Source organism: Streptomyces sp. NPDC102441, assembly GCF_044765585.1.
Taxonomy (GTDB): Bacteria; Actinomycetota; Actinomycetes; order Streptomycetales; family Streptomycetaceae; genus Streptomyces.
On record NZ_JBIWKH010000004.1, the window covers coordinates 481,816 to 505,562 of the forward strand.

Genomic DNA, 23,747 nt, shown 5'->3' on the forward strand with positions numbered 1-23,747 from the left:
ATTTGTTACAGCACTCACCGAAATGGGTGATTGGTGGGCCGGGCGGCCCCGGTCGCCGGTTTTCTGCGCCCGGAAGGGTACGCGTAGCTCATGGACTGGCTGAAAAAACTCCCCGTCATCGGGCCGCTCGTCGCACGGCTGATGGAGACGCACGCCTGGCGCTCCTACGAGACGCTGGAACGGGTCCACTGGGCCAGGCTCGCCGCGGCGATCACCTTCCTCAGCTTCCTCGCGCTCTTCCCCCTGATCGCCGTCGGTGCCGCCATCGGCGCCGCACTGCTCTCCCCCCGGCAGCTCGACACGATCGAGGACAAGCTCGCCGAGCAGGTGCCCGGCATCTCGGACCAGCTGGGCATCGACAGCCTCGTGGCCCACGCGGGCACGGTGGGCGTCGTCGCGGGTGTGCTGCTGCTCTTCACCGGCATCGGCTGGGTCGGCTCGATGCGGGACTGCCTGCGCGCCGTGTGGGAGAAGGACGACGTCGACGAGGGGAACCCGGTCGTCCGCAAGCTCAAGGACGCCGGGCTCCTGCTCGGCCTCGGCGGAGCGGCGCTCGTGACCCTGGCGGTGTCCACCGTCGCCTCCACGGCCATCGGCTGGACGGCCGACCGGCTGGGCATCCCCGAGGACGGCGTGGGCGGGGTACTGCTCCAGGTGGCGGCGGTGGCCGTGGCGGTCTTCGCCGACTTCCTGATCCTGCTCTACCTGCTGACCCTGCTGCCAGGCGTGGAGCCGCCGCGCCGACGGCTGATCGTGGCCGGGCTGGTCGGCGCGGTCGGCTTCGAGCTACTCAAGCTGCTGCTCGGCAGTTATATGAGGGACGTCGCGTCGAAGAGCATGTACGGCGCCTTCGGCGTGCCGATCGCGCTCCTCCTGTGGATCAACTTCAGCGCGAAGCTGCTGCTGGTCTGCGCCGCCTGGACGGCGACGCCCAGCATGGAGGGCGAGAAGGGCACCGACGGGCAGGACGGGAGCGACGGGCAGGACGTCAGCGACGCGGAAGGCGACGCACCAGGTCCGGCAGCGGCCAGCGCCGGTTGACCAGGAACACCCCGGCCGCCAGGAGCACCAGCGCTCCGCCGACGACCGAGAGCGCGGTCCAGACCCCGTTGGAGCCGGCCGCGGCCGCCGCGGCCGTGTGCTTCGCCTTCTGCTTCCCGTCCTTGGCCGCGCCCGCCGCGGGTTCCGAGTCCTTCGCGGCCACGGCGGACTTCGGCGGTACCAGCTCACCGACCGGGGTCACCTTGCCGTCGGCGGAGAAACCCCAGTCGAGCAGGGCGGCGGCCTCCTTGTAGACGGCGTGGCTCTCCTCGGACTGCGGGTTCATGACCGTCACCAGCAGCACCTTCCCGTCGCGTTCGGCGATTCCGGTGAAGGTGTTGCCCGCGTGGGTGGTGTAGCCGTTCTTGACGCCCGCGATGCCCTTGTACGGCTCCACCCCGATGTCACCGGTCATCAGCCGGTTGGTGTTCTGGATCTCGAAGGTCGCCCGCTTCTTGCCCTTCTTCTGCTCGCCGGGGAACTCCGCCGACGCCGTCGCCGCGTACTCGCGGAAGTCCGCCTTCTGCATCCCGCTCCGGGCGAACAGCGTCAGGTCGTACGCACTGGAGACCTGGTGCGGGGCGTCGTAGCCGTCGGGCGAGACGACCGTGGTGTCCAGGGCCTGGAGCTCCTCGGCGTGCCGCTGCATCGCGGAGACCGTCTCGGGCACGCCGCCGTACATCTCGGACAGCACGTGCACCGCGTCGTTGCCGGAGCGCAGGAACACCCCGAGCCACAGGTCGTGGACCGTGTAGGAGTAGTCCTCCTTGACGCCCACCAGGCTGCTTCCCTCGCCCACGCCGGCGAGTTCGTCCTCGGTCACCAGGTGGGTCAGGGTCTTCGGCTGCAGGGTGGGCAGGACCGTGTCGGCGAAGAGCATCTTCAGGGTGGAGGCGGGCGGCAGCCGCCAGTGCGAGTTGTGCGACGCGAGCACCTGTCCGCTCTCCGCGTCGGCCACGATCCACGACCGTGCGCTGAGGTCCTTCGGCAGGACCGGGCCGCCCCGGCCCAGATCGACCTGGGTACCCACCTCGCCCAGCCGGTCGCCGCCCACGGTCGACATCTGACCGCTCGGCTTCGGCTGTTTGTCGTCGGTTTTGTCCTTGTCGGCCGCCCCCGCGGGACTGACGACAGATACGGACAGCAATGCGGAGGAGAGGACCGTCATTACGGTCTTTTTCAGAGCAGGCACGGTCGGAAACGTACATGGCGTTGCTGAGGATGGGGACCCGGATGGCCTGACCCGCCGTGCATACCGCCGGGACAGCCCACCCCGGAGGATCTGACGGGAGCGCGGCGGCGATACTGATTCCATGAAGCTCAGCCGCCCCGTTTCCTGGTTCCTGCTCGTCTTCGGAGCGTGGAGCTGGGTCATCTGGGTCACCTTTGTCAAAAATCTCTGGAAGGACGGCAGCGGGCTCGCGTTCGACGACGCGGGCGACCCGACTGCGTACTTCTGGGTCCATCTCCTGCTCGCCATCACCTCGTTTCTTCTGGGGACGGCTGTGGGGGTCATCGGGTTCCGTGGCGTCAGGGCTTTGCGTCGCGAAGGCAGATGACGGCCCCGACCTGGGCCGCCATCCGTACAGGATCGTTTCAGCGGGGGAGCGTACGTGATTGTGGTCTTCGTACTGGTGGCGGTCGCGGTTCTCGCGCTGCTCGCGGGAGTGCACCGATACGTGTGGCGCCGGCTGATCGGTGACACCACGGCGAAGGGCAGCCTCGCGCGCCGCGCGGGCACCTTCGCGGCCTTCGCGCTGCCCCTGCTGAGCGTCGGGGCGTTCGTGTCCAGCCGCGCCGGGGTGCCCTTCCCGGTGCAGCAGGTGCTCGCCTGGCCCGGGTACCTCTGGCTGGCCGCCCTGCTCTATCTGACACTCGCGCTGCTGGTGGGCGAGGCCGTCCGGCCCCTGCTGCGCCGGCTGCTCGCCCGCCGCGCCGGCCCGGAGCCCGCGGACCGGGTCGCGGCGACCACTGACGAGCCCACGGGCGGCGGCAGCACCCGTACGGACCTTGCGCAGCGCGCCGAGACCCCCGTTCCGCCCGTCGCCGACCCCTCGCGGCGGCTGTTCGTCGCCCGCGCCGTCGGCGGAGCGGCGGCCCTCGCCGGCCTGGGCACCGTCGGCTACGGCACCTACGGGGTGCTGCGCGGCCCCCGCACCAAGCGGGTCACCATCCCGCTCGCCGGACTCCCGCGCTCCGCCCACGGCTTCAGGATCGCCGTGGTCAGCGACATCCACCTCGGCCCCATCCTGGGCCGCGCCCACACGCAGCGGATCGTCGACGCGATCAACGCCACCAACTCCGACCTGGTCGCCGTCGTCGGAGACCTGGTCGACGGATCCGTCGCCGATCTCGGTCCCGCGGCCGAGCCCCTCGCCGGGCTCGAAGCCCGCCACGGCAGCTACTTCGTCACCGGCAACCACGAGTACTTCTCCGGTGCCGCCGAATGGGTCGGCCACGTGCGCGAGCTGGGCCTGCACCCGCTGGAGAACGCCCGCGTCGAGATCGCCGGCTTCGACCTCGCCGGAGTGAACGACGTGGCGGGCGAGAGCGAGGGGCAGGGTCCCGACTTCGCCCGCGCGCTCGGCGACCGGGACCGCGGCCGCGCCTCCGTCCTCCTCGCGCACCAGCCCGTCGTCATCGACGAAGCGGTGAAGTACGGCGTCGGCCTCCAGCTCTCCGGCCACACCCACGGGGGCCAGCTCTGGCCCGGGAACCTGCTGGCGGAGCTCGCCAATCCGACCGTCGCCGGGTACGAGCGCTACGGCGACACCCAGCTGTACGTCTCGCGGGGTGCGGGCGCCTGGGGGCCGCCCGTGCGCGTCGGCGCGCCCTCCGACATCACCGTGGTGGAGCTCGCTTCCCTTCAGGCCTGAGCCCGGAACCTGTGAGCTCAGACCCTGGCCTTCCATATGTGAATATCGTGTGATTGGGTGAGGCCGAACATGCGGCGATGATGTGCCTCTCTGTGCACACGAGCCGGGGCGGGGCTGGCGAGGGAGCACGGCACATGCGGTACATCCGTCTACGGATTCTCGCGATTCTGGCGGTATTGGTCATCGCAGGCGTCGGCGCCTGGCAGCTGCTCCCGTCGGACGAGGCGAACGAGTCCCCGATCGCGGTCGGCACGTCCGACGAGGTCACCTCGCTCGACCCGGCCGGTGCGTACGACGCCGGTTCCTGGGCGATCTACAGCAACCTCTACCAGTCCCTGATGACGTTCAGGTCGGGGGCGGTCGTGCCGGAGCCGGACGCGGCCGAGAGCTGCGCGTTCATCGGCCAGAAGCTCCAGACGTACCAGTGCAGGCTGCGGGACGACCTGACCTTCTCCAACGGCCGCAAGATCACGGTCGCGGACGTCAAGTACTCCTTCGACCGCATGCTCAGGATCAAGGCGGAGGCCGGCCCCTCGGTGCTGTTCCCCAGCCTCGACACCGTCGTGGCCGAGGGCCGCACGATCACCTTCAACCTCTCCGCCCGGGACGCGACGTTCCCGCAGAAGCTGGCCACGGGCGCCGGGTCCATCGTCGACCCCGCCCTGTACCCGAAGGACAAGCTCCGCGCGGGCGACCAGGTCGACGGCTCGGGCCCGTACACGCTGAAGTCGTACGAGGCGGGCGTGCGCGCCGAGCTGGTGCCCAACCCGGCGTACAGGGGCGCGCTGAAGAAGACGGGCGGCGCGGTCGACATCCGCTACTTCGAGGGCTCCGAGGCGCTCCAGGCGGCCTGGGCGGCCGGGGACATCGACGTCACACACCGTCAGCTCCCCTCCGAACAGCTCGCCGAGCTCGACGTGGCGGCCGACGACCAGCGCGTCACCGAGGCGGACAGCGCCGAGATCCGCAACCTCGTCTTCAACGTGCGGGACGGCGCACCCCTCGCGGACAGGAAGGTCCGGCAGGCCATCGCCTGGCTCATCGACCGCGGGCCACTGGTCACCAAGGCCTACCGCAACACCGTCGAGCCGCTCTACTCGCTGATCCCGCAGGGGTACATCGGGCACAGCACCCCCTTCTTCGACTTCTACCCGAGGTCGGACCCGCAGCGGGCCAGGGCCCTGATGGAGGAGGCCGGGGTGGAACTTCCGCTGCACATCACCTTCGCCCACCGTGACGACGACGCCAACAAGGCGGAGTCCACCGAGCTGGTCCGCCAGCTGGAGAAGGACGGGCTCTTCGAGGTCACGGAGAAGGCCGTCGAGTGGCAGGCCTTCCAGAAGGGCTACGCGGCCGGAGACTACGACGCGTACACCGTGGGCTGGCTTCCCGACTACCCGGACCCCGACACCTTCAGCCAGCCGCTGGTCGGCCGCGGGAGCACCCTCCACAACGGCTACACCAGCGAGAAGATGGACGCGCTGATCACGGCCACGCAGCAGTACAGCGACCGCGGCCGGACCTCGGCCGACTTCAAGGAACTGCAGGAGCTGGTCGGCAAGGACGTGCCGCTGGTCCCGCTCTGGCAGAAGAAGGACTACGTCGTCAGCAAGGAGTCCGTGTCCGGATCCCAGTACCTCTCCGACGGCACCGGGATCTGGCGGCTGTGGGAACTCAGCTGGATCTGACGTCCTGCGCGCCCCGCGCGGACGCCCCGGGCATGAACTCCACCAGTACGTCGTGGACCTGCCGCACGAGCGGCCGCAGCACCCGGAAGCGGGAGAGCGCGATCGCCCGGGCGGCGATCGGCGCGGTGCGCTCGACGAGCCTGCGGCTGCGTTCCGTGCCCTCGGACCGGTCGTAGACCCAGAACAGCACCAGGCCCATCTGCATCAGCCACATCAACTGCGGCAGTATCGCGCCCAGTTCCGGATCGTGCTTGGTGCTGGACCCGGTCAGGCACCGCTCGTGCACGGAGATCGCCGCCTCGCGGGCGTCCACGGACTCCGCCGAGAAGGGGGAGAGCGGGCTCTCCGGGTCGGCGGCGTTCTTGAAGAACTGGGCCGCGAAGCGGTGGTACTGCTCGGCCACGTCCAGCCAGCGGAGCAGCACACCCCGGATGCGCAGCGCGAGATCCGTCTCGCCGGCCAGGACCGGCCGGACAGCCGCCTCGTGCTCGGCGGCGATCCGGGTGTAGAAGCCCTGGACCAGATGTTCCTTGGAGGAGAAGTAGTAGTAGGCGTTCCCGACGGAGACGCCGGCTTCCTGGGCGATGGCCCGCATCGTCGTCCGGTCGTACCCGCGTTCCTCGAAGAGCCGGAGCGCGGTCTCCAGGATCAGGGTGCGGGTCTGCTCGCTCTTCGGGGCCTTGGCCGCCTTGGCCGCCGGGTCTGCTCCGGCCGGCTTCGCTGCGTTCGCGTCAGCCACGTCCTTCTCTTCCTTCACCACGGTCCCAGGCTATCCGGGCCTTGGCGAGCTCGGCCCGCAGTTCGTCCGGGCCCGGGAGCGGCGCGGAGGCCAGCGCCTGGTTCCACCCGGCGGCGGCCTGGTCGGCCCCGGACCGGAAGGCGCGCCGCAGCGGCACCTGCCCGAGGAACAGCGCGAGCGCTGCCACCGGCCGCAGCAGCGACCGCCCGAGGACCGCCGTTCCCCAGCACGATGCCGCCGGCGCACGCCCGCGTGGACTCCGCCGTGTCCAGGACGAGAGCCGCGCACTCCTCGAACCAGGCGCGGTCCACGGACGCGAGGGCGACCGTGTGGTCGAAGCGGGCCATCCCGGTCCGTGAGCGGTCTCAGGCGCTCATCGAACGCGCGGTGTTGACCTGGGACATGACCCACTGGAAGGTCTCGGGCCCCGTCGCGGGGATCATCGTCTGGTGGTGCCGTCCGCCGCTGGTGACCGTGATCTGCACGAAGCCCGTCGTGCGCTTCTCCTTCATCAGGAGGAACAGCAGGCCGACGAGGCAGAACAGCGCGAAGACGATCGCGAGCACGATGCCCACGGTCGGGATCTTCTCCTCCGTGCGCGACATGTCGGTCGCCGTCCACACCGCCCCCTTGAGCGGCAGGGTGCCGGACGGGGTCACGATGCCGTCGTTCATCACCGTGATGTCACCGAGGGAGAGCATCGGCACTCCGCCGCCGCCCTGCTGCGCGGGCAGATTGAAGCCGGGCTCCGTCGGCTGCCCGGCGCCCGGGTAGCCGTAACCGGGACCGGGCTGGGCCGCGGAATCGGGCAGCGGCTGCGGATAGCCGTACGCCGGAGCGGCGCCCGGTGCCGCCGGGTAGCCGTAGCCCTGGCCGTCAGGCATCGTGGGCGGGTTGCCCGGCTGCTGGGGCGGGCCCCACTTGTATGAGTCGTCCGCGTACGGATTCGGATCGCTCACAACGTTCCCCGTTCTCCATCAAGCCATCTGCTCCCGTGCTGTCCTGCGCCGGGATACACGAGCCGGTCACCGGCTCCGCATGACCGTACCGTCCCGGCCCGCCCGACGCACCAAGAGGCCCCGCTTCCCGCAGGTAAGTGCGCGAAACGGGGCCTCTCGACGTAACGGGTGTGTCAGAAGCGACGGGTGATCAGCGCGCGCTTCACTTCCTGGATCGCCTTGGTGACCTCGATGCCACGCGGGCAGGCGTCCGTGCAGTTGAACGTCGTGCGGCAACGCCACACACCGTCACGGTCGTTGAGGATCTCCAGACGCTGCTCGCCGGCCTCGTCACGCGAGTCGAAGATGAACCGGTGCGCGTTGACGATCGCCGCCGGCCCGAAGTACTGGCCGTCGTTCCAGAACACCGGGCACGAGGACGTGCACGCGGCGCACAGGATGCACTTGGTGGTGTCGTCGAAGCGCTCGCGGTCCTCGGCGGACTGCAGGCGCTCACGCGTCGGCTCGTTCCCCTTGGTGACGAGGAAGGGCATGACGTCGCGGTAGGCCTGGAAGAACGGGTCCATGTCGACCACGAGGTCCTTGAGGACCGTGAGGCCCTTGATGGCCTCGACCGTGATCGGCTTGTCCGGGTTGATGTCCTTGATCAGCGTCTTGCAGGCGAGCCTGTTCTTGCCGTTGATCCGCATCGCGTCGGAGCCGCAGATGCCGTGCGCGCAGGAGCGGCGGAAGGTCAGCGTGCCGTCCTGCTCCCACTTGATCTTGTGAAGGGCGTCGAGCACACGCTCCTTCGGGTCGATCGAGATCTGGAAGTCCTGCCACTGGGCCTCGTCGGAGACCTCGGGGTTGAAGCGGCGGATCCGGAACGTGGCCGTGATGAACGGGGTGTCGGCGAAGCCCGCCTCGGCCTTGTCGGTCTTGTCCAGGGTCGGGGTAGCCATCAGTACTTACGCTCCATCGGCTGGTAGCGGGTCGTGACGACCGGCTTGTAGTCGAGCCGGATCGACTCGGTGCCGTCGTCCGCGACCTCGCGGTACGCCATGGTGTGGCGCATGAAGTTGACGTCGTCGCGGTTCGGGTAGTCCTCGCGGTAGTGACCGCCGCGGGACTCCTTGCGGGCCAGCGCGGAGATGGCCATGACCTCGGCCAGGTCGAGCAGGTTGCCCAGCTCGACGGCCTCCAGCAGGTCGGTGTTGAACCGCCTGCCCTTGTCCTGGATGGACACGTTGAGGTAGCGCGCCCGCAGTTCGGCGATCTTGTCGACCGCCGTCTTGATGGTCTGCTCGGTGCGGAACACCATCACGTTGGCGTCCATGCACTCCTGCAGCTCCAGGCGGATCGTCGCCACGCGCTCGGTGCCCGTCGAGTTCCGCAGCCGCTCGACCTGGTCCACGACCAGCTGGGCCGGGTTCTCCGGGAGCTCGACGAAGTCGTTCTTCGCGGAGTACTCGGCGGCGCCGATGCCCGAGCGGCGTCCGAAGACGTTGATGTCGAGCAGCGAGTTGGTGCCCAGGCGGTTGGCGCCGTGCACGGAGACACAGGCGACCTCGCCGGCGGCGTACAGGCCCGGGACGACGGTGGTGTTGTCGGCCAGCACCTCGCCCTCGACGTTGGTCGGGATGCCGCCCATGGCGTAGTGCGCGGTCGGCTGGATCGGGATCGGGTCCGTGTAGGGCTCGATACCGAGGTACGTACGCGCGAACTCCGTGATGTCCGGGAGCTTCGCGTCCAGCTGCTCCGGGGGGAGGTGCGTGAGGTCGAGGTAGACGTGGTCGCCCTCGGGACCGCAGCCGCGGCCCTCACGGATCTCCGTGTAGATGGAGCGGGACACGACGTCACGGGACGCGAGGTCCTTCATGACCGGCGCGTACTTCTCCATGAAGCGCTCGCCGTCCTTGTTGCGGAGGATGCCGCCCTCACCACGGGCGCCCTCCGTCAGCAGGATGCCCATGCGCCAGATGCCCGTCGGGTGGAACTGGAAGAACTCCATGTCCTCCAGCGGCAGACCGCGGCGGTACGCGGCGGCCTGGCCGTCACCGGTCAGGGTGTGGGCGTTCGACGTCACCTTGAAGAACTTGCCGGTGCCGCCGGAGGCGAAGATGATCGCCTTCGCCTGGAAGATGTGGATCTCGCCGGTCGCCAGCTCGTAGGCGACGACGCCCGCGGACTTCTTGACCCCGTCCACGTCCTGGAGCAGGAGGTCCAGGACGTAGAACTCGTTGAAGAACTCCACGCCCTCCTTGACGCAGTTCTGGTACAGCGTCTGGAGGATCATGTGGCCGGTGCGGTCCGAGGCGTAGCAGGAGCGGCGGACCGGGGCCTCGCCGTGGCTGCGCGTGTGACCACCGAAGCGGCGCTGGTCGATCTTGCCCTCGGGCGTCCGGTTGAACGGCAGGCCCATCTTCTCCAGGTCGAGGACGGCGTCGATGGCCTCCTTCGCGAGGATCTCGGCGGCGTCCTGGTCGACCAGGTAGTCGCCACCCTTGATCGTGTCGAAGGTGTGCCACTCCCAGTTGTCCTCCTCCACGTTGGCCAGCGCGGCGGCCATGCCGCCCTGCGCGGCGCCCGTGTGGGAGCGGGTGGGGTAGAGCTTCGTCAGGACGGCGGTGCGGCTGCGCTTGGTCGACTCGATGGCCGCGCGCATGCCGGCGCCGCCGGCGCCGACGATGACGGTGTCGTACTTGTGGATCTGCATGGTTTCCCTCTGGTCCCTCTGTCCCGGCGCCTAGCGGATGTTCGGGTCGAAGGTGAAGATCACCAGCGTGCCCAGCAGGACGGTGAACACCGTGGCGGTGTACAGGAGCATCTTCAGCCAGAAGCGGGTGTTGTCCCGTTCGGCGTAGTCGTTGATGACCGTACGGAGGCCGTTGGCGCCGTGCAGCATGGCGAGCCACAGCATCGCCAGGTCCCAGATCTGCCAGAACGGCGAGGCCCAGCGGCCTGCGACGAAGGCGAAACCGATCTTGGACACGCCGCCGTCGAGCACCAGCTGGATCAGCAGGTGGCCGATGACGAGGACGACCAGCACGATGCCCGACAGGCGCATGAAGAGCCAGGCGTACATCTCGAAGTTGGTGCGCGAACCCTTGGGGGTCTTGCCCGTGCGCTGGCGCGGGGGCTCGATCACCGGGGCCGGGTTGTCGACGTCGAAGAGGCTTACGCCTTCGACGTCACCGATCGCGGAAGAAGGTGTCTCGGTGGACATCGGCCTCAGCTCCCGAATACTTCACGTACGGCGTGACCGAGGACGGGGTACAGGGCCCCGACCATCAGCACGATCCAGATACCCAGGACGGTCCAGAGCATCTGCTTCTGGTAGCGCGGGCCCTTGGCCCAGAAGTCCACGGCGACGATCCGCAGACCGTTCAGCGCGTGGAAGAGGATGGCGGCCACCAGGCCGTATTCGAGCAGTGCGACGAGCGGGGTCTTGTAGGTGGCCACGACCTCGTCGTACGCCTCGGGGGAGACACGCACGAGAGCGGTGTCCAGGACGTGTACGAACAGGAAGAAGAAAATGAGGACACCGGTGACTCGATGAGCCACCCAGGACCACATGCCTTCCCGGCCGCGGTACAGCGTTCCAGCCGGCACGGAAGAACCCTCCGGGAGCGGGGATTGGGGTCGGCCGGCTTGACTGTCGGTCTGACCCGGCCGGGTACGGTCCACCGGCCCTGGCCATCGTAGCGACGCTTTGTCGGTTCGATGGCGGCGGGGCCTCCGGTGTGATCAAAGCGGCAGTCAAACAGGCACGGACGGGCTACAGGTGCTCATATGCCACCGGGGGGAACGGGCCGGGCGCCGTGCCCGCCTCCGTCACCAGCTCGATGATGCGGCCCCGGGCGAGTCGTCGCATCTCCTCCGCGGTCAGGGAGCGCTCCTCGTCCGGCTCGTGGGCCAGTCGGGTGCGGATGGCCGCCAGCACCTGGTCGACGTGCTGGGAGGGGCGCATGCCGTCGAGGCAGATCACGAAGGCGTGGCCGAACCGGCTCTCGTACGCGGCGTGCGCGGCGCGCAGCGCCAGGTGGGCGGCCCTGGGCGCGTCGTGGTGGAGGCAGGGGGCGCTCTCAGCGGCGAGTGCCTCGGCGAGATCGGAGGGCGCGAGGTCGTAACCCGCCTCGTCGGAGGCGGCGAGCAGCGTGTCCAGGTCCGGATAGGGGCGGTGGGCGGCCAGCCGCTGCGCCCACCGATGGCTCCCGCAGCACTCCAGCAGGGCGGCCTCGGCCAGGTCCCGGGGCCAGGCGTTGAAGCGGCCGAGACCGCTCGAGTGGGCACCGGGGCGCGGACTCACCGACACTGGTTCCGGAACGGGGGCCTCAACCGGGGCTCCCTGAAGGGCAGCGCCCTGGCTCTGGACGGGAACGGCCGTCCACCCGGTCTGCTGCGGTGGTTTCGGCAGGCCGGCGTGGGGCTCGCTGGACCTGGACAGCGGGACTCCTCGAATGAATGACATCTGTGACCCTGGAGAGGGGCCGGAGAGCGAAGAGGTTGTGCGGAGGTAGGAGTGAGGACTGGTCTTGTGCCCCGTCACGCTATCGAGGCCGGGCCACGCGCAGCTGAAGGATGCGAGAAATTCACCCGGACGGGAGAGTTTCGGAACGCTTGATGGACGAATCAGTGGGGGAAATGCCCGACTTTCTCATCTTCTTTGAACAGTTTCTCCCTCGATCCGGAGGTTTCTGACCGATGTCGCCCTCACGCGCACCCCTGGTGGCCGGCGCCGCCGTCGCCGTGGCAGCCGCCGTCACCCTCACCGTCGTCGTCTGGCCCGAGGACTCCGGCCCCGGCGCGGGGAACGGTGCCTCGGCCTCGTCCCGCACCTCGGCCTCCCCGTCGCCCAGCCGGAGCTACCCGCTCTCCACGACGCCGCGGACGATCCCCGCCGTCCGCGAGCACACCGCCGCGCGCGGACCCGGCTGGAAACCGGCCGAGGACAGCACGGTCGTCGTCGCCGATCCCGGGCTCGCCGACGAGGCGAAGCTGCTTGCCGGGGAGCTGAAGATCGACTACCGGGGTGAGAAGTCCGCACGGGCCGGTGACGTCGAGCTGGCGCTCGCGTCCTCGGACAAGGGCGACCCGGAGTCGTACACCCTGAAGACCGAGAACAACCGGGTCACGATCAGCGGCGCCGGCGAGGCGGGCGTCTTCTACGGCACCCGCACCCTCAAGCAGTCGCTGAACGCCGACAGCACCGTCCCCGAGGGTGTGGTGCGCGATACCCCCGACCGGCCGCAGCGCGGGTTCAACCTCGACATCGCGCGCAAGCACTACACCGCCGGCTGGATCGAGGACCGGCTGCGCGAGATGGCCGACCTCAAGCTCAACCAGCTCGGCCTCCACTTCTCCGACGACCAGGCCTTCCGGATCGAGTCCGACTCGCATCCCGAGGTGGTCTCCGAGGAGCACCTCACCAAGGCCGAGGTCCGCCGCATCGTGAAGCTCGCGCAGAGCCTCCACATCACGATCGTCGCCGAGATCGACTCGCCCGGACACCTGGGCGCGGTCCTCGAGGCCCACCCCGACCTGCAGCTGCGCAACACGCAGGGAGTCGTGCGGGAAGGCGCCGTCGACATCTCGAAGCCCGAGTCGGCACAGATCGTCGACGACCTGCTCAAGGAGTACGCGGAGCTCTTCCCCGGCGACTGGTTCCACGTCGGCGCGGACGAGTACCAGGCGCTCACGGTGAGCGATCCGGCCGCCTCCTACCCGCAGCTGGCCGCCGCCGCACGGAAGAAGTACGGCGACGACGCAGGCGTCCAGGACCTGGCGGAGGGCTGGCTGAACGACCGCGCCGCCGTCATCACCAAGGCGAAGAAGATCCCCAAGGCGTGGAACGACGGTTTCTTCAGCGGCGGGACGGTCACCGGCGACAAGGGCATCGAGGTCGAGTACTGGACCGGCAAGGAGATCGGTGCCCGGCCGCCCCAGGACTACCTGGCCGAGGGCCGCAAGGTGGTCAACCTCAACGACGAGTACCTCTACTACGTGCTCGGCGAACCCAACGACTTCACGTACCCGACGGGTGAGCGGATCTACGAGCAGTGGACACCGCTGGTCCTGCGCGGGACCGAGCCGGTGGCGAAGCGCTACTCGAAGCAGATCCTGGGCGGCCGGTTCGCGGTCTGGGGCGACTTCCCCAACGCGCAGACGCAGGCGCAGGTGGCGGAGGGGGTCCGGATGCCTCTCAACGCGGTCTCCCAGAAGCTGTGGGACCCGCGCGAGCCGAAGCTGAGCTGGGCACAGTTCAAGGAACGCGCGGACGAGGTCGACTCGTCGCGCTGATCCGCGACTCCGTGTCCCCGACCGGCCCGGTGGCCGTCTGAGTTGACCCGTTTTCGTGCTTCCCCGTGGTTCCGGGAGGGAAGGATGTCAGCCCGGAGGGCGGGGGGAGCACGGTGTGGGGTTCTGGGGCTGCTATCTGGTGGGCCGAAGCGGGGAGCCGCTCATCGGCCACCCGGCGTTGCGGGGCGCCCGCGAACTGCTGACGCTGCGGGAGTACCGCGCGGACGGCTGGCAGGTCTGGTCCCACCCCACGGAGCCCTCGCTCGGCAGCATGACCGCACTCGCCGACGCCGCACGGGCCCCGGTCCTCCTCGGGTTCGTCATGGACGGCGTCTGCGTGGCGGTGGAGGCGGCGGCGCCGTACAGCGGGTCCTGGTACGCCTGCCTCGGCAGGGGGCCGATGGCCGCGCGTCTCGGCCCGGACGGCATGACGCTCGAGGACCTCTTCCTGCCACCTGAGGACGCCGCGTCCCGTGCTGTCGGGTGGGCGGCCGAATCCGGCCGGGGCGTCCTCGAAGGGCCCCTGCTCGAACTGCTGCGCATCGAGGAGCCGGAGTGGTCCGCGGAGGAACTTTTCTTCGCTTTCCTGGACCGTCTGGGCATCGAGAGCCTGTCCGACTGAGTCCTGCTGTGGTCTCGTGTGCCGGAAGAGTGACGCTTTTCAGCCATCTGACGCTGTACGCGGTAACGGGAAGCGGTGGGCTCCCCGACGACATGGGGGCCGTGAACCGATGGGGGAGGCGTCGATGAGTCTGCTGGAGCTGATCGCTCGTGCCGACGGGCGAGGTCTGGCGGCGAGCGGGACCGCCTGTCTGGACCGCTGCCTTCCGCCGCCGGAGGACGGAGCCGATCCGGAGCCGCTGCGCCCGCTCTGGGCGGGTTGCGAGAGCGGCGCGGAATGGGCCGCCCGGCTCGACGCCGTACACGCGGCGCTGGAGGGCGCAGCGGGCCGGGACACCACGGCGGCTCGCGTGCGTACGCTGATCGGCGCCGCACCCCGGGACTTCGCCGCCGGGCCGCTGCGCGCATGGGCGGACGCCTGCTCGCTCCTCGCGCTGGACATCCACCGGGAGTCCGACTTCCCGGCCGGTGACAGCACGCGGACTGCCGAGGCCTGCCGGGCCGACGGGGCCGCGGGCGGTGGCCCACTCTGCACGGGAGAACTCCGCCGCCAGGCCGAGATCCTGGAGAGCCTCGCGGGGACCGCCGGAACGGCGGGCGGGGCAACGGGCCTGCGCCGCGCCCTGGATCTGTCCACCGAGGGCCGGCGGGTACTGCGAGCGGTGCGGTCCCGCCGCGCTCGCGGCCGTGGCCGGCCCGGCGGCGCGACCTGATGTGACATGACGCCATGAGGAGTGACACGGACATGGACACCACCTGGTTCCGGCGGTTCGACGCGCCGGTGCCCAAGGCTCCCCGGCTGATCTGCCTCCCGCACGCGGGCGGTTCGGCAAGCGCCTACGCGCCGTTGTCGCGAAAGCTGTCCGGGGTGCTGGACGTCCTGGCGGTGCAGTACCCGGCCCGCCAGGACCGGCTGGCAGAGCCGGCGGCGGACAGCATCCTCGACCTCGCCACCCGCATAGCGGACCGGCTCGCCGCCGTGGCCGACGGCCGGCCCTACGCCCTCTTCGGCCACAGCATGGGCGCACTCGTCGCCTACGAGACCGCGCGGATCCTCCGGAGCAGGCGCACGCCGCCTCCGGCCCGTCTCTTCCTGTCCGGACGCGGCGCCCCCGGCCCGGATCCCGAGCGGCAGGACCGGCTCAGGAGCGACGCGGAGATCCTCGCCGCGGTGCGCAGCCTGGGGGGCACCGGGACCGCCGTGCTGGACAACCGTGAACTGCTGGACCTGGTACTGCCCGCGCTGCGCGCCGACTACGGGGCCATGGCCTCGTACCGCTGGCAGGACGGCCCCGTGCTGGACATCCCCTTCACGGTGCTGGTCGGTGACGTGGACCCGGTCGCACCGGTCTCGTCGGCGGCCGGCTGGGCACAGCACACGGACCGGGGTCACGAGGTCCTGGAGTTCGCCGGAGGGCACTTCTATCTGAGTGAGCGGCTGGCCGAGGTGAGCGCGGTCGTGGTGAGCCGCTTGACCGCCGGTGAGGAAAGCCCCTGAGCCGTGGGGGCCGGCAGATCCGGCGGCCCGGCCCGGCCGACGGGGGGACGGAACGACGACCGGGGCCGCCACCCCCCACAGGAGAGGCCCCGGTCGTCTTCCACGGGGCCGCAGAGCGACCCCGTACTCATCTCAGCGCCATCGGTGCGTTTTCTGTCACACCGCGCTGAGTCAGGAGACAGTTGCGGGTTGTACAAGTCATGGACGGGGTGCCGTCCGACCACGTAGCGTGCTGAGTCGCGCAGCGTGGCGCAGTAGTGGTGACCAGCTACGATTCGGATCAGCAGGGCGGGTTGAGGGAGTGCTGGGGGACGACGCGGAGCTGACCGCCGCGGTGCTCGCGGCACAGGACGGGGACGAGGACGCCTTCCGGACTGTGTACCGCGCCGTGCACCCACGGCTGCTCGGCTACATACGGACACTGGTGGGTGAACCGGACGCCGAGGACGTGGCGTCCGAGTCGTGGCTCCAGATAGCGCGTGATCTCGACCGCTTCAGTGGGGACGCCGACCGGTTCCGCGGCTGGGCGGCCCGGATAGCGCGCAACCGCTCGCTCGACCTCATACGGATGCGGGGCAGGCGCCCCGCGATCGGCGGCGACGAGAGCGAACTGGCGGGCGAGCCAGCCGAGTCCGACACCGCGGGCGAGGCGCTGGAGTCGCTGGCCACGGGGCGCGCCATGTCCCTCATCGCTCAGCTGCCCCAGGACCAGGCCGAGGCGGTCGTGCTCCGCGTGGTGATCGGCCTCGACGCCAAGAGCGCGGCCCGGACCCTGGGCAAGCGCCCCGGCGCGGTGCGCACCGCCGCCCACCGAGGGCTGAAACGGCTGGCCGAGCTGGTCGGAGCCGACCACGGCCCGGAGGACGAGATTCCGTCGGCGGGCGCGGAGCTCGGCGCCGTACCCGCGCAACGCCCGGGCCGCCAGGGTGCGGTGGCGCCCGCCGGTGTGACGCATTCGCGTCCGTGGACGCAGAAGGACATGTGATGGCCGACGAGCAGCACGAGTGGCTTGACGCGGACGCGGCGGAGATGTTGCTCCGTGGCGAACCCGTCGAGCCCATCGGCGATCACGCGAGGACCGAGGCCCGCGGGGTGGAAGCCGCGCTGCGCGCGCTGCGGGATCCCGGCCCGTCGAGTGGCGAACTGCCCGGCGAGGCCGCCGTGCTGGCCGCCTTCCGTGAGGCCTCCCGGGGCGGGAAGCGGGCCGGGGCGGCGGGTCCCGCCGGACTCACGGGGCAGCCGGAGGCCCTGCACTCCGTACGGATCGGGGCCACGCGCACGGCGCCGCTCCGGCGCCCCCGCTGGACCCGCCCGCTGCGCTACGGCCTCGCCGTCTCGCTCGCCGGGTGCGCGCTGGGCGGGGTGGCGGTCGCCAGTGGTACGGGCATGCTTCCCACACCGTTCGGCGGCAGCGGATCGCCGGTGCCGGCCACGTCCGTCTCGGCGGCCGCGTCCCCCGAGGAGCTGGGTGCCGGACTGCCCGACGTCGGTGAACCGCCTTCGCCGCTGCCCTCCGCGACGCCCGACGCGTCCGGTTCTCCGCCGGCCCCGCACGTGCCCGACGGCGGGACGCCCGGGGACGAGGGGCGGGCCGGGCAGGACGGCGGCGGTGCGACGGACCACGAGGACCCGGACCGCGACAGCGGCACCGGCGGCACCCAGGACGGCACGGACGGACGCGAGTCGCCCGAAGGATCCCCGGCCGAGGTGTTCAAGAAGTCGGTCAAGGCCTGCCGCGCCTACCGCGAGGACACCCTGAGCCGGGAGGACAGGGCACGGCTCCTCGAACTGGCCGACGGGGAACGCAACCTGGACCGCTTCTGCGACCGCCTCCTGGGTACGGACGACCGTGACGACGGGAGTGGCCAGGACGGTCACGACGACGGGAAGGGCGGCGGGGACGACGGCGGGGGCGGGGAGAGCTCCCTTCCCGCGATCACCTTCCGCTCGCCGTCCGCGGAGGGCACGCGTGAGGACGCGCCGCAGGGCGGCTCGGACGGCCCGACGGCCGGACCCACTGCGAGCTCGCCGCACCCGCCCCTGTCAGTAACGCGCTGACCTGCGAGAACGCCCAGGCTGTAACACTCTTCAACCGTACGGCGCAGTAGTAAGTGCCGACTGGTCATCGGCCGCGTAACGAGCCGGGGTTCCCCCCGTACCTTCGGCTCAACGCATCCGGCGCGGGCGGGACACGTTCCCCCGGGTCCCGCCCGCGCCCCTCATCCGAAGCCTCTACTGATAGACGACGACCTTGTCGCCCTTCCGCACCTGGGCGTAGAGCGACGCGATCTTCCCCTCGTCCCGGACGTTCACGCAGCCGTGCGAGGCGCCGTTGTAACCGCGTGCCGCGAAATCGGACGAGTAGTGCACCGCCTGGCCGCCGCTGAAGAACATGGCGTACGGCATGGGGGAGTCGTAGAGCGTCGAGACGTGGTGGCGGGACTTCCAGTACACCGAGAAGACGCCGTCACGGGTGGGTGTGTACTGCGAGCCGAACCGCACGTCCATGGACGAGACGACCTTGCCGTCGATCATCCAGGACAGCGTGCGGCTGTTCTTGCTGATGCACAGGACACGGCCCTTCATGCAGCGGGCGTCGGGCTTCGCCACGGGCTTGGCCGTCGGCGGGGCGAGTTCCTTCGCCGTCGGCTTCCGCGTCATCGCGAGCAGCCGGTCCCAGGTCACCGTGTCCGTTCTCCCCGTGCGGGACAGGCCCCGCTTGCCCTGGAAGGACTGCACGGACGCGAGGGTCGTGGTGCCGTAGTACCCGGTGGGGCTGCGGTCGAAGTGGCCGATCTGGCGCAGCCGCGCCTGGAGTTCCCGTACGCGCTTGCTCCGGTCGCCGACGGACATCAGGGTCCTGGGCTCCGGGGAGGGGCGCGCGCTCGGCGTGCGGGAGGGAGTCCGGGACGGAGTCCGGGAGGGGGTGACCGAGGCACTCGCCGTTCCGCCGCCCGGCTTGGCGTCGTCCGTGGGGGATGACGACGTGGGGCGTGCGGACGCCTCCGTCGGGAGAGCGGTGGGCTCCGCGGCCCCCACGGTCTCGACCTTGCAGCCCGCCGTCAGCACGGCCAGCGCGATCACGCCGACGGCCGCCGCCGCTCCCGTGCGTGCTCCGCGCGCGTATCTGTTCGTCCGTCTGCGTCTCATCCTCGGCCCCCTGGCTCGCCCGTTACCGCCCCGGCCGGGCACGACCCGTCGCTCGGTTCGTCGCATGGCACGGATATCTCATGAGACGGATTCCCGTCCTGCCCGGTTGCCGAATCATGCGCATGATGGGAGACATGCGTCCAGACCGCAGCTCGAACGGGAGGCACAGCAGATGACGCGTGAGTCGGAGTCGGGACTGCCCATCGAGCCGGTCTACGGGCCGGAGGCACTCGACGGCTGGCGGGCCGAGGAGAAGCTGGGCGACCCGGGCGCCTTCCCCTTCACGCGTGGTGTCCACCCCACGATGTACACGGGCCGGCCGTGGACGATGCGGCAGTACGCTGGATTCGGCACGGCCACCGAGTCGAACGCCCGCTACAAGCAGCTGATCGCCAACGGCACGACCGGCCTGTCCGTCGCGTTCGACCTGCCCACGCAGATGGGGCACGACTCGGACGCCCCCATCGCCTCCGGCGAGGTCGGCAAGGTCGGTGTGGCGATCGACTCGGTCGACGACATGCGCGTCCTCTTCGGCGGGATCCCGCTGGACGAGGTCTCCACCTCGATGACCATCAACGCCCCCGCCGCGCTCCTCCTCCTGCTCTACCAACTGGTCGCGGAGGAGCAGGGCGTCCCGGCGGACCGGCTGACGGGCACCATCCAGAACGACGTGCTCAAGGAGTACATCGCCCGGGGCACGTACATCTTCCCGCCGAAGCCCTCACTGCGGCTGATCGCCGACATCTTCAAGTACTGCCGCGCCGAGATCCCGAGGTGGAACACCATCTCGATCTCCGGCTACCACATGGCGGAGGCGGGGGCCTCGCCCGCGCAGGAGATCGCGTTCACCCTCGCGGACGGCATCGAGTACGTCCGTACCGCCGTCGCGGCCGGCATGGACGTGGACGACTTCGCCCCGCGTCTCTCCTTCTTCTTCGTCGCCCGTACGACGATCCTGGAGGAGGTCGCCAAGTTCCGGGCCGCGCGCCGCATCTGGGCGAAGGTGATGCGGGAGGAGTTCGGCGCGAAGAACCCCAAGTCCCTGATGCTGCGCTTCCACACCCAGACGGCCGGCGTCCAGCTCACCGCCCAGCAGCCCGAGGTCAATCTGGTCCGGGTCGCCGTGCAGGGGCTCGGCGCGGTGCTGGGAGGCACGCAGTCGCTGCACACCAACTCCTACGACGAGGCCATCGCCCTGCCGACGGACAAGTCGGCCCGCCTCGCGCTGCGCACCCAGCAGGTCCTGGCGTACGAGACGGATGTGACGGCGACGGTGGACCCCTTCGCCGGGTCGTACGTCGTGGAGAAGATGACCGACGACGTCGAGGCGGCAGCACTGGATCTGATGATCAGGGTCGAGGACATGGGCGGCGCGGTCGACGCCATCGAACGCGGCTTCCAGAAGGGCGAGATCGAGCACAGCGCGTACCGCATCGCCCAGGAGACGGACAGCGGCGAGCGCGTCGTCGTCGGCGTCAACCGCTTCCGCCTCGACGAGGAGGAGCCGTACGAGCCGCTCCGCGTCGACCCGGCGATCGAGGCCCAGCAGGCTGCCCGCCTGGCGAAGCTCCGCGCCGAACGCGACCAGGGGGCGGTGGACGCGGCGCTGGCGGAACTGAAGAAGGCGGCCGAGGGAACGTCGAACGTGCTCTACCCGATGAAGGACGCGCTGCGCGCGCGGGCGACGGTGGGCGAGGTCTGCGACGCGCTGCGGGAGGTATGGGGGGCGTACGTCCCGACGGACGCGTTCTGAGGTACTGGGCCACCCTCGCGGGTGATCTGTCCCCCGAGCGCCCGCGGGCGGGGGAGCGTCCGTGAACAGTAGTCTTCGAAAGGAGGCCGCCATGGCCGTGACGCGGCAAGAGGAGTGCGGTACGTTCCGGGCTGAGACCGGTCCAGGCGGTCGGGATCTGGCTGCCTACCGGTCCGGACGACTACGCGATTCCCGATCTGTCGGTCGTCGAGGCCGACATTCGCGACGCCCACGTCATGAAGAACTGCTACGCCCCACATGTCTTCCGCATGGTCCTGGAGGTCACCTCCACCAACTGGGCGGACGATCTGGGTCCCAAGGTCGAGGGCTACGCCCGGGCCGGCATCCCGGTCTACGTGGTGGCGGACCGCAAGCACGACCAGGTGCTGGTCCGCACCGACCCTCGGGGCGGCGAGTACAGGACCCGGACACCCCACAAGCGGGGGATGTCGTTCACCGTGCCGGACGTGGTCGGGGTGCAGATGGAGCTCTCCGTGGACCGCCTGCTGGACGGCGACGAGGCCTGACCGGCCGCATTCCGGACCGCCCTGCCGGAGTGTCGTACCCGCGTGCGACACTCCGTTCATGCTGGGTGTCACCGACCTTCCGACCTATCTCGCCGGCCTTGTGCTGATCATTCTGCTGCCGGGGCCGAACTCGCTGTACGTGCTCTCCGTCGCCGCCAGGCGCGGGGTGCGCACCGGTTATGTGGCCGCCGCCGGGGTGTGGACCGGGGACACGATCCTGATGACGCTGTCCGCGCTGGGCGCTGCCTCCCTGCTGCAGACGACGCCCCTTCTCTTCGCGGTCGTCAAGTTCGCCGGTGCGGGCTATCTGACCTGGATGGCCATCGGGATGATGCGGACGGCCCTGTCGATGTGGCGCGAGCGGCACCAGCGCATGGCCGAGCCGGCAGTGGAGGACGGGGCGCCCGCGAAGGATTCGGAGCATCCCTACCGGCGGGCGCTCGTGGTCAGCCTGTTCAATCCCAAGCTGATCCTGTTCCTCATCTCCTTCTTCGTGCAGTTCGTCGATCCGGGTTACGCCTATCCGGGGCTCTCCTTCCTGCTGCTGGGCACGCTGCTGCAGATCGGCAGCTTCTTCTACCTCACGGCGCTCATATTCGGAGGCACCCGTCTGGCCGCCGCCTTCCGGCGCCGCAAGCGGCTGTCGGCGGGGGCCACTTCGGCGGCGGGTGTGCTGTTCCTCGGGTTCGCGGCGAAGCTGTCGTTCAGCAGCGTGTGAGCGTGGCGGCGGTCAGTGGTGCCAGGCCTTGCCGCCCACGTTGTGGATCATGCGCTGGAGGACCTTGAGCGCGGCGACGAACTCCTCGTCGGGGATGTCGGCGTGGATCTCCGCGCTCGCCCTGCCGACCCGTTCGTACGCCTCGGCGCGCAGCGTGTGCCCCTCGGGAGTCAGCCGTAGCCGTGTGGTGGCGTCCTCGGTGACCAGGCCCTTGGCGATGAGTGTGTCGATCTCGGGCTCCAGCGAGTCGCCGACGTTCAGGTAGCCGCGCAGCATCGCGACCACCTCGGCGCGCGGGCGGCCCCGCTCGTCGGCCTCGGTGAGCTGGTTGAGGACCCACCAGGGCGGCTGGGTCAGACCGTGTTCGGCCAGTGCGGCCCTGATATGGGTCACGGTCGCTTCGTGGGCCGCCCAGCTCCAGTAGCCGATGGGCTGCCGTGCCAGTCCTGCGTCGTCATGTGAGTAGTCCATGTCCTGGACCGTAGAACCTCAAGCAAAGTTGAGGTCAAGGCCCAGCTGTCCGGCGTACTCCGCGAGCCCCGTGGTGTCCTCGCCCGCCCAGCCGATGTAGCCGTCGGGCCGCACCAGGAACAGGCCCTTGCCGTAGGCCTCGGCCGTCTCCGTGCGGAAGGTCCGCAGGAGCTCGCCGTCGTGAGCGGGGAGCGTGGCGTCCGTGGAGACCGCGAGCAGCGTGAAGCGCGGTCCCTGGAAGACGTCGAAGAGCCGCCTGCCCCCGCCGGCCGGGCCGTCCGGCGCCCGGTCGCCGGCCTCCAGGAGGCCCGCCCGGCCGGATGCCAGCGGGCCCTCGCGGTAGCCGAGGCCCAACTGCTGCGCCGCGGTCCCGCGTTCCTGCTCGCCCCGGTGGATGCGGGTGGAGAGGCCGAGCATCTCGGCGGCGACCGGGCGGCGTTCCTGCTCGTAGGTGTCCAGCAGGGCGGCGGGTGCGCCGTGCAGCAGCACCTGGCCGAGCTTCCAGCCCAGGTTGTACGCGTCCTGGACGCTCGTGTTCAGCCCCTGGCCGCCGGCCGGGGAGTGGACGTGCGCGGCGTCGCCCGCGAGGAAGACCCGGCCGTCACGGAACCGGCCGGCCAGCGCGGCGCGCGGGCGGAAGTCCGAGGACCAGCGCACCTCGGTGACATCGTCAGCGCCGAGGTGGGTGCGGGCCGCGACGAGTGCCCGTACGCCCTCCGGTGTGGTGTCGGGCGCCCCTTCCTCGAACTGGGCGACCAGCTGGAAGTCCGGTGTGCTGGGCAGCGGGCAGAGCGTGAGCATGCCCGCCTCGCCCAGGAAGATGTGCCAGTTGAGCCGGTCGAGGGCATCCTCCGCGATCCGTACGTCGGCGACCAGCGTGGGGGAGGGGTCCACGGTCTCCCCCTCCATCGTGATGGAGAGCGCGCGCCGGACCGTGGAGCGCCCGCCGTCCGCCGCGACCAGGTAGGAGGCGCGCACCTCGCCGGTGGTGAGCCGTGCCGTGACCCCGTCGGCGTCCTGCGACAGGTCCGTGAGCGCGGACGAGAAGAGGACGTCACCGCCCAGCTCGCGCAGGCGGGCGACGAGGATCTCCTGGGTACACCACTGCGGCATCATCCAGGGCTCTCCGTACGGCTCGGCCTCCGTGGGCGCCGCGCGGCGGAACATGTCGTACTCGGCTTCGTCACCGAGGAGCAGGGCGTCCAGCCCATGCCGGACGAGCGCCGGGAGGGTTACGACGTCGACGAGCGGGCCGGACGCCTGGAGCGCTATCCGCTCGCGGCGGCGGCCGGGGCCGAGATCTTCGCCAACTACGACGAACGCTTCGAGGACGGCCTGTGGATCGTCGTCGCGGGCATCGAGGCGCGGTACGGCGTCACGTAGCGCTGCCGGCCCCGGTGGAGTTCACCTCGGCGACGCCCAGAGTT

23 protein-coding genes and 3 pseudogenes are annotated in these 23,747 nt (G+C 70.3%); 14 read left to right on the forward strand and 12 right to left on the reverse strand.

Annotated features, from left to right (window positions below):
• The first annotated feature begins 90 nt into the window (after positions 1-90).
• Entirely contained in the window at positions 91-1,041 is a 951-nt protein-coding gene (locus ACIREO_RS11020) for a YihY/virulence factor BrkB family protein (RefSeq protein WP_404107391.1), read from the forward strand.
• Here the strand turns inward: ACIREO_RS11020 and ACIREO_RS11025 are convergent.
• Entirely contained in the window at positions 989-2,233 is a 1,245-nt protein-coding gene (locus ACIREO_RS11025) for a D-alanyl-D-alanine carboxypeptidase family protein (protein WP_404107393.1), read from the reverse strand. The genes ACIREO_RS11020 and ACIREO_RS11025 overlap by 53 nt on opposite strands.
• Positions 2,234-2,354: 121 nt before the next feature.
• Here ACIREO_RS11025 and ACIREO_RS11030 point away from each other — a divergent pair, with 121 nt between their 5' ends.
• The 3 genes from ACIREO_RS11030 (at position 2,355) to ACIREO_RS11040 (ending at position 5,605) form a co-directional block, all read left to right on the forward strand.
• On the forward strand, positions 2,355-2,600 hold the full coding sequence (locus ACIREO_RS11030) for an SCO4848 family membrane protein (protein ID WP_261988630.1): 246 nt from the start codon (positions 2,355-2,357) through the stop codon (positions 2,598-2,600).
• Between the two features lie 54 nt (positions 2,601-2,654).
• Positions 2,655-3,917 carry a metallophosphoesterase gene (locus tag ACIREO_RS11035; protein ID WP_404107395.1) on the forward strand — a complete coding sequence of 421 codons (1,263 nt, stop codon included), beginning with the start codon at positions 2,655-2,657 and terminating at the stop codon, positions 3,915-3,917.
• A 134-nt stretch (positions 3,918-4,051) separates the two neighbouring features.
• Positions 4,052-5,605, forward strand: coding sequence for an ABC transporter substrate-binding protein (locus tag ACIREO_RS11040; RefSeq protein WP_404107397.1), 1,554 nt, complete (start codon positions 4,052-4,054; stop codon positions 5,603-5,605).
• Here ACIREO_RS11040 and ACIREO_RS11045 read toward each other — a convergent pair.
• The 8 genes from ACIREO_RS11045 to ACIREO_RS11080 form a co-directional block, all read right to left on the reverse strand.
• Entirely contained in the window at positions 5,592-6,365 is a 774-nt protein-coding gene (locus tag ACIREO_RS11045) for a TetR family transcriptional regulator (protein ID WP_404107399.1), read from the reverse strand. The genes ACIREO_RS11040 and ACIREO_RS11045 overlap by 14 nt on opposite strands.
• Positions 6,337-6,531 (reverse strand): hypothetical protein, encoded by a 195-nt coding sequence (locus tag ACIREO_RS11050; protein ID WP_404107401.1) that lies wholly within the window; start codon positions 6,529-6,531, stop codon positions 6,337-6,339. The genes ACIREO_RS11045 and ACIREO_RS11050 overlap by 29 nt, the downstream gene beginning before the upstream one ends.
• 178 nt (positions 6,532-6,709) lie before the next feature.
• Complete coding sequence (locus ACIREO_RS11055) at positions 6,710-7,303, reverse strand: hypothetical protein (protein WP_404107402.1); 594 nt, start codon at positions 7,301-7,303, stop codon at positions 6,710-6,712.
• A gap of 173 nt (positions 7,304-7,476) precedes the next feature.
• Complete coding sequence (locus ACIREO_RS11060; RefSeq protein ID WP_404107404.1) at positions 7,477-8,244, reverse strand: succinate dehydrogenase iron-sulfur subunit; 768 nt, start codon at positions 8,242-8,244, stop codon at positions 7,477-7,479.
• Positions 8,244-9,998 carry a succinate dehydrogenase flavoprotein subunit gene (gene sdhA / locus ACIREO_RS11065; RefSeq protein WP_404107406.1) on the reverse strand — a complete coding sequence of 585 codons (1,755 nt, stop codon included), beginning with the start codon at positions 9,996-9,998 and terminating at the stop codon, positions 8,244-8,246. The genes ACIREO_RS11060 and sdhA overlap by 1 nt, the downstream gene beginning before the upstream one ends.
• Before the next feature lie 30 nt (positions 9,999-10,028).
• Entirely contained in the window at positions 10,029-10,508 is a 480-nt protein-coding gene (locus ACIREO_RS11070) for a succinate dehydrogenase hydrophobic membrane anchor subunit (protein WP_404107407.1), read from the reverse strand.
• A gap of 5 nt (positions 10,509-10,513) precedes the next feature.
• The gene (sdhC, locus tag ACIREO_RS11075) at positions 10,514-10,894 is read right to left on the reverse strand and encodes a succinate dehydrogenase, cytochrome b556 subunit (protein ID WP_073744455.1); all 381 of its coding nucleotides are present in this window, start codon (positions 10,892-10,894) and stop codon (positions 10,514-10,516) included.
• A 166-nt stretch (positions 10,895-11,060) separates the two neighbouring features.
• Positions 11,061-11,753, reverse strand: a complete 693-nt coding sequence (locus ACIREO_RS11080; RefSeq protein ID WP_404107409.1) for a 2-oxo-4-hydroxy-4-carboxy-5-ureidoimidazoline decarboxylase — start codon at positions 11,751-11,753, stop codon at positions 11,061-11,063.
• 233 nt (positions 11,754-11,986) lie between these two features.
• Between ACIREO_RS11080 and ACIREO_RS11085 the strand changes: the two genes are divergently transcribed.
• The 6 genes from ACIREO_RS11085 to ACIREO_RS11110 all read left to right on the forward strand — a co-directional run bounded on the left by ACIREO_RS11085 (position 11,987) and on the right by ACIREO_RS11110 (position 17,759).
• Entirely contained in the window at positions 11,987-13,582 is a 1,596-nt protein-coding gene (locus ACIREO_RS11085) for a family 20 glycosylhydrolase (protein ID WP_404107411.1), read from the forward strand.
• Between the two features lie 115 nt (positions 13,583-13,697).
• Positions 13,698-14,204, forward strand: coding sequence for a hypothetical protein (locus ACIREO_RS11090; protein ID WP_404107412.1), 507 nt, complete (start codon positions 13,698-13,700; stop codon positions 14,202-14,204).
• Positions 14,205-14,328: 124 nt separating this feature from the next.
• Positions 14,329-14,916 carry a hypothetical protein gene (locus ACIREO_RS11095; RefSeq protein WP_404107414.1) on the forward strand — a complete coding sequence of 196 codons (588 nt, stop codon included), beginning with the start codon at positions 14,329-14,331 and terminating at the stop codon, positions 14,914-14,916.
• 32 nt (positions 14,917-14,948) lie between these two features.
• On the forward strand, positions 14,949-15,701 hold the full coding sequence (locus ACIREO_RS11100; protein ID WP_404107416.1) for a thioesterase II family protein: 753 nt from the start codon (positions 14,949-14,951) through the stop codon (positions 15,699-15,701).
• Positions 15,702-16,002: 301 nt separating this feature from the next.
• Complete coding sequence (locus tag ACIREO_RS11105; protein WP_404107418.1) at positions 16,003-16,686, forward strand: RNA polymerase sigma factor; 684 nt, start codon at positions 16,003-16,005, stop codon at positions 16,684-16,686.
• A complete protein-coding gene (locus ACIREO_RS11110; RefSeq protein WP_404107419.1) occupies positions 16,686-17,759 on the forward strand; it encodes a hypothetical protein in 1,074 nt (357 codons plus the stop codon). The genes ACIREO_RS11105 and ACIREO_RS11110 overlap by 1 nt, the downstream gene beginning before the upstream one ends.
• A gap of 174 nt (positions 17,760-17,933) precedes the next feature.
• Here ACIREO_RS11110 and ACIREO_RS11115 read toward each other — a convergent pair whose 3' ends face one another.
• Positions 17,934-18,851 carry a L,D-transpeptidase family protein gene (locus tag ACIREO_RS11115; RefSeq protein WP_404107421.1) on the reverse strand — a complete coding sequence of 306 codons (918 nt, stop codon included), beginning with the start codon at positions 18,849-18,851 and terminating at the stop codon, positions 17,934-17,936.
• A 172-nt stretch (positions 18,852-19,023) separates the two neighbouring features.
• Between ACIREO_RS11115 and ACIREO_RS11120 the strand changes: the two genes are divergently transcribed.
• The 3 genes and pseudogenes from ACIREO_RS11120 (at position 19,024) to leuE (ending at position 21,849) form a co-directional block, all read left to right on the forward strand.
• The gene (locus tag ACIREO_RS11120; RefSeq protein ID WP_404107423.1) at positions 19,024-20,604 is read left to right on the forward strand and encodes a methylmalonyl-CoA mutase; all 1,581 of its coding nucleotides are present in this window, start codon (positions 19,024-19,026) and stop codon (positions 20,602-20,604) included.
• A gap of 128 nt (positions 20,605-20,732) precedes the next feature.
• Positions 20,733-21,131: pseudogene (locus ACIREO_RS11125) on the forward strand (Uma2 family endonuclease); the annotation flags it as partial.
• 58 nt (positions 21,132-21,189) lie between these two features.
• Entirely contained in the window at positions 21,190-21,849 is a 660-nt protein-coding gene (gene leuE / locus ACIREO_RS11130) for a leucine efflux protein LeuE (protein WP_404107425.1), read from the forward strand.
• Between the two features lie 12 nt (positions 21,850-21,861).
• On the opposite strand, the gene ACIREO_RS11135 is transcribed toward leuE, so the two are convergent.
• Together ACIREO_RS11135 and ACIREO_RS11140 are read right to left on the reverse strand one after the other, a co-directional pair.
• Positions 21,862-22,320 carry a MarR family winged helix-turn-helix transcriptional regulator gene (locus ACIREO_RS11135; RefSeq protein WP_404107426.1) on the reverse strand — a complete coding sequence of 153 codons (459 nt, stop codon included), beginning with the start codon at positions 22,318-22,320 and terminating at the stop codon, positions 21,862-21,864.
• A gap of 18 nt (positions 22,321-22,338) precedes the next feature.
• Positions 22,339-23,496: pseudogene (locus ACIREO_RS11140) on the reverse strand (FAD-dependent monooxygenase); the annotation flags it as partial.
• Between ACIREO_RS11140 and ACIREO_RS11145 the strand changes: the two are divergent.
• A pseudogene (locus ACIREO_RS11145) lies at positions 23,494-23,703 on the forward strand (TetR/AcrR family transcriptional regulator C-terminal domain-containing protein); the annotation flags it as partial. The pseudogenes ACIREO_RS11140 and ACIREO_RS11145 sit on opposite strands and share 3 nt — an antisense overlap.
• Between the last annotated feature and the right edge of the window lie 44 nt (positions 23,704-23,747).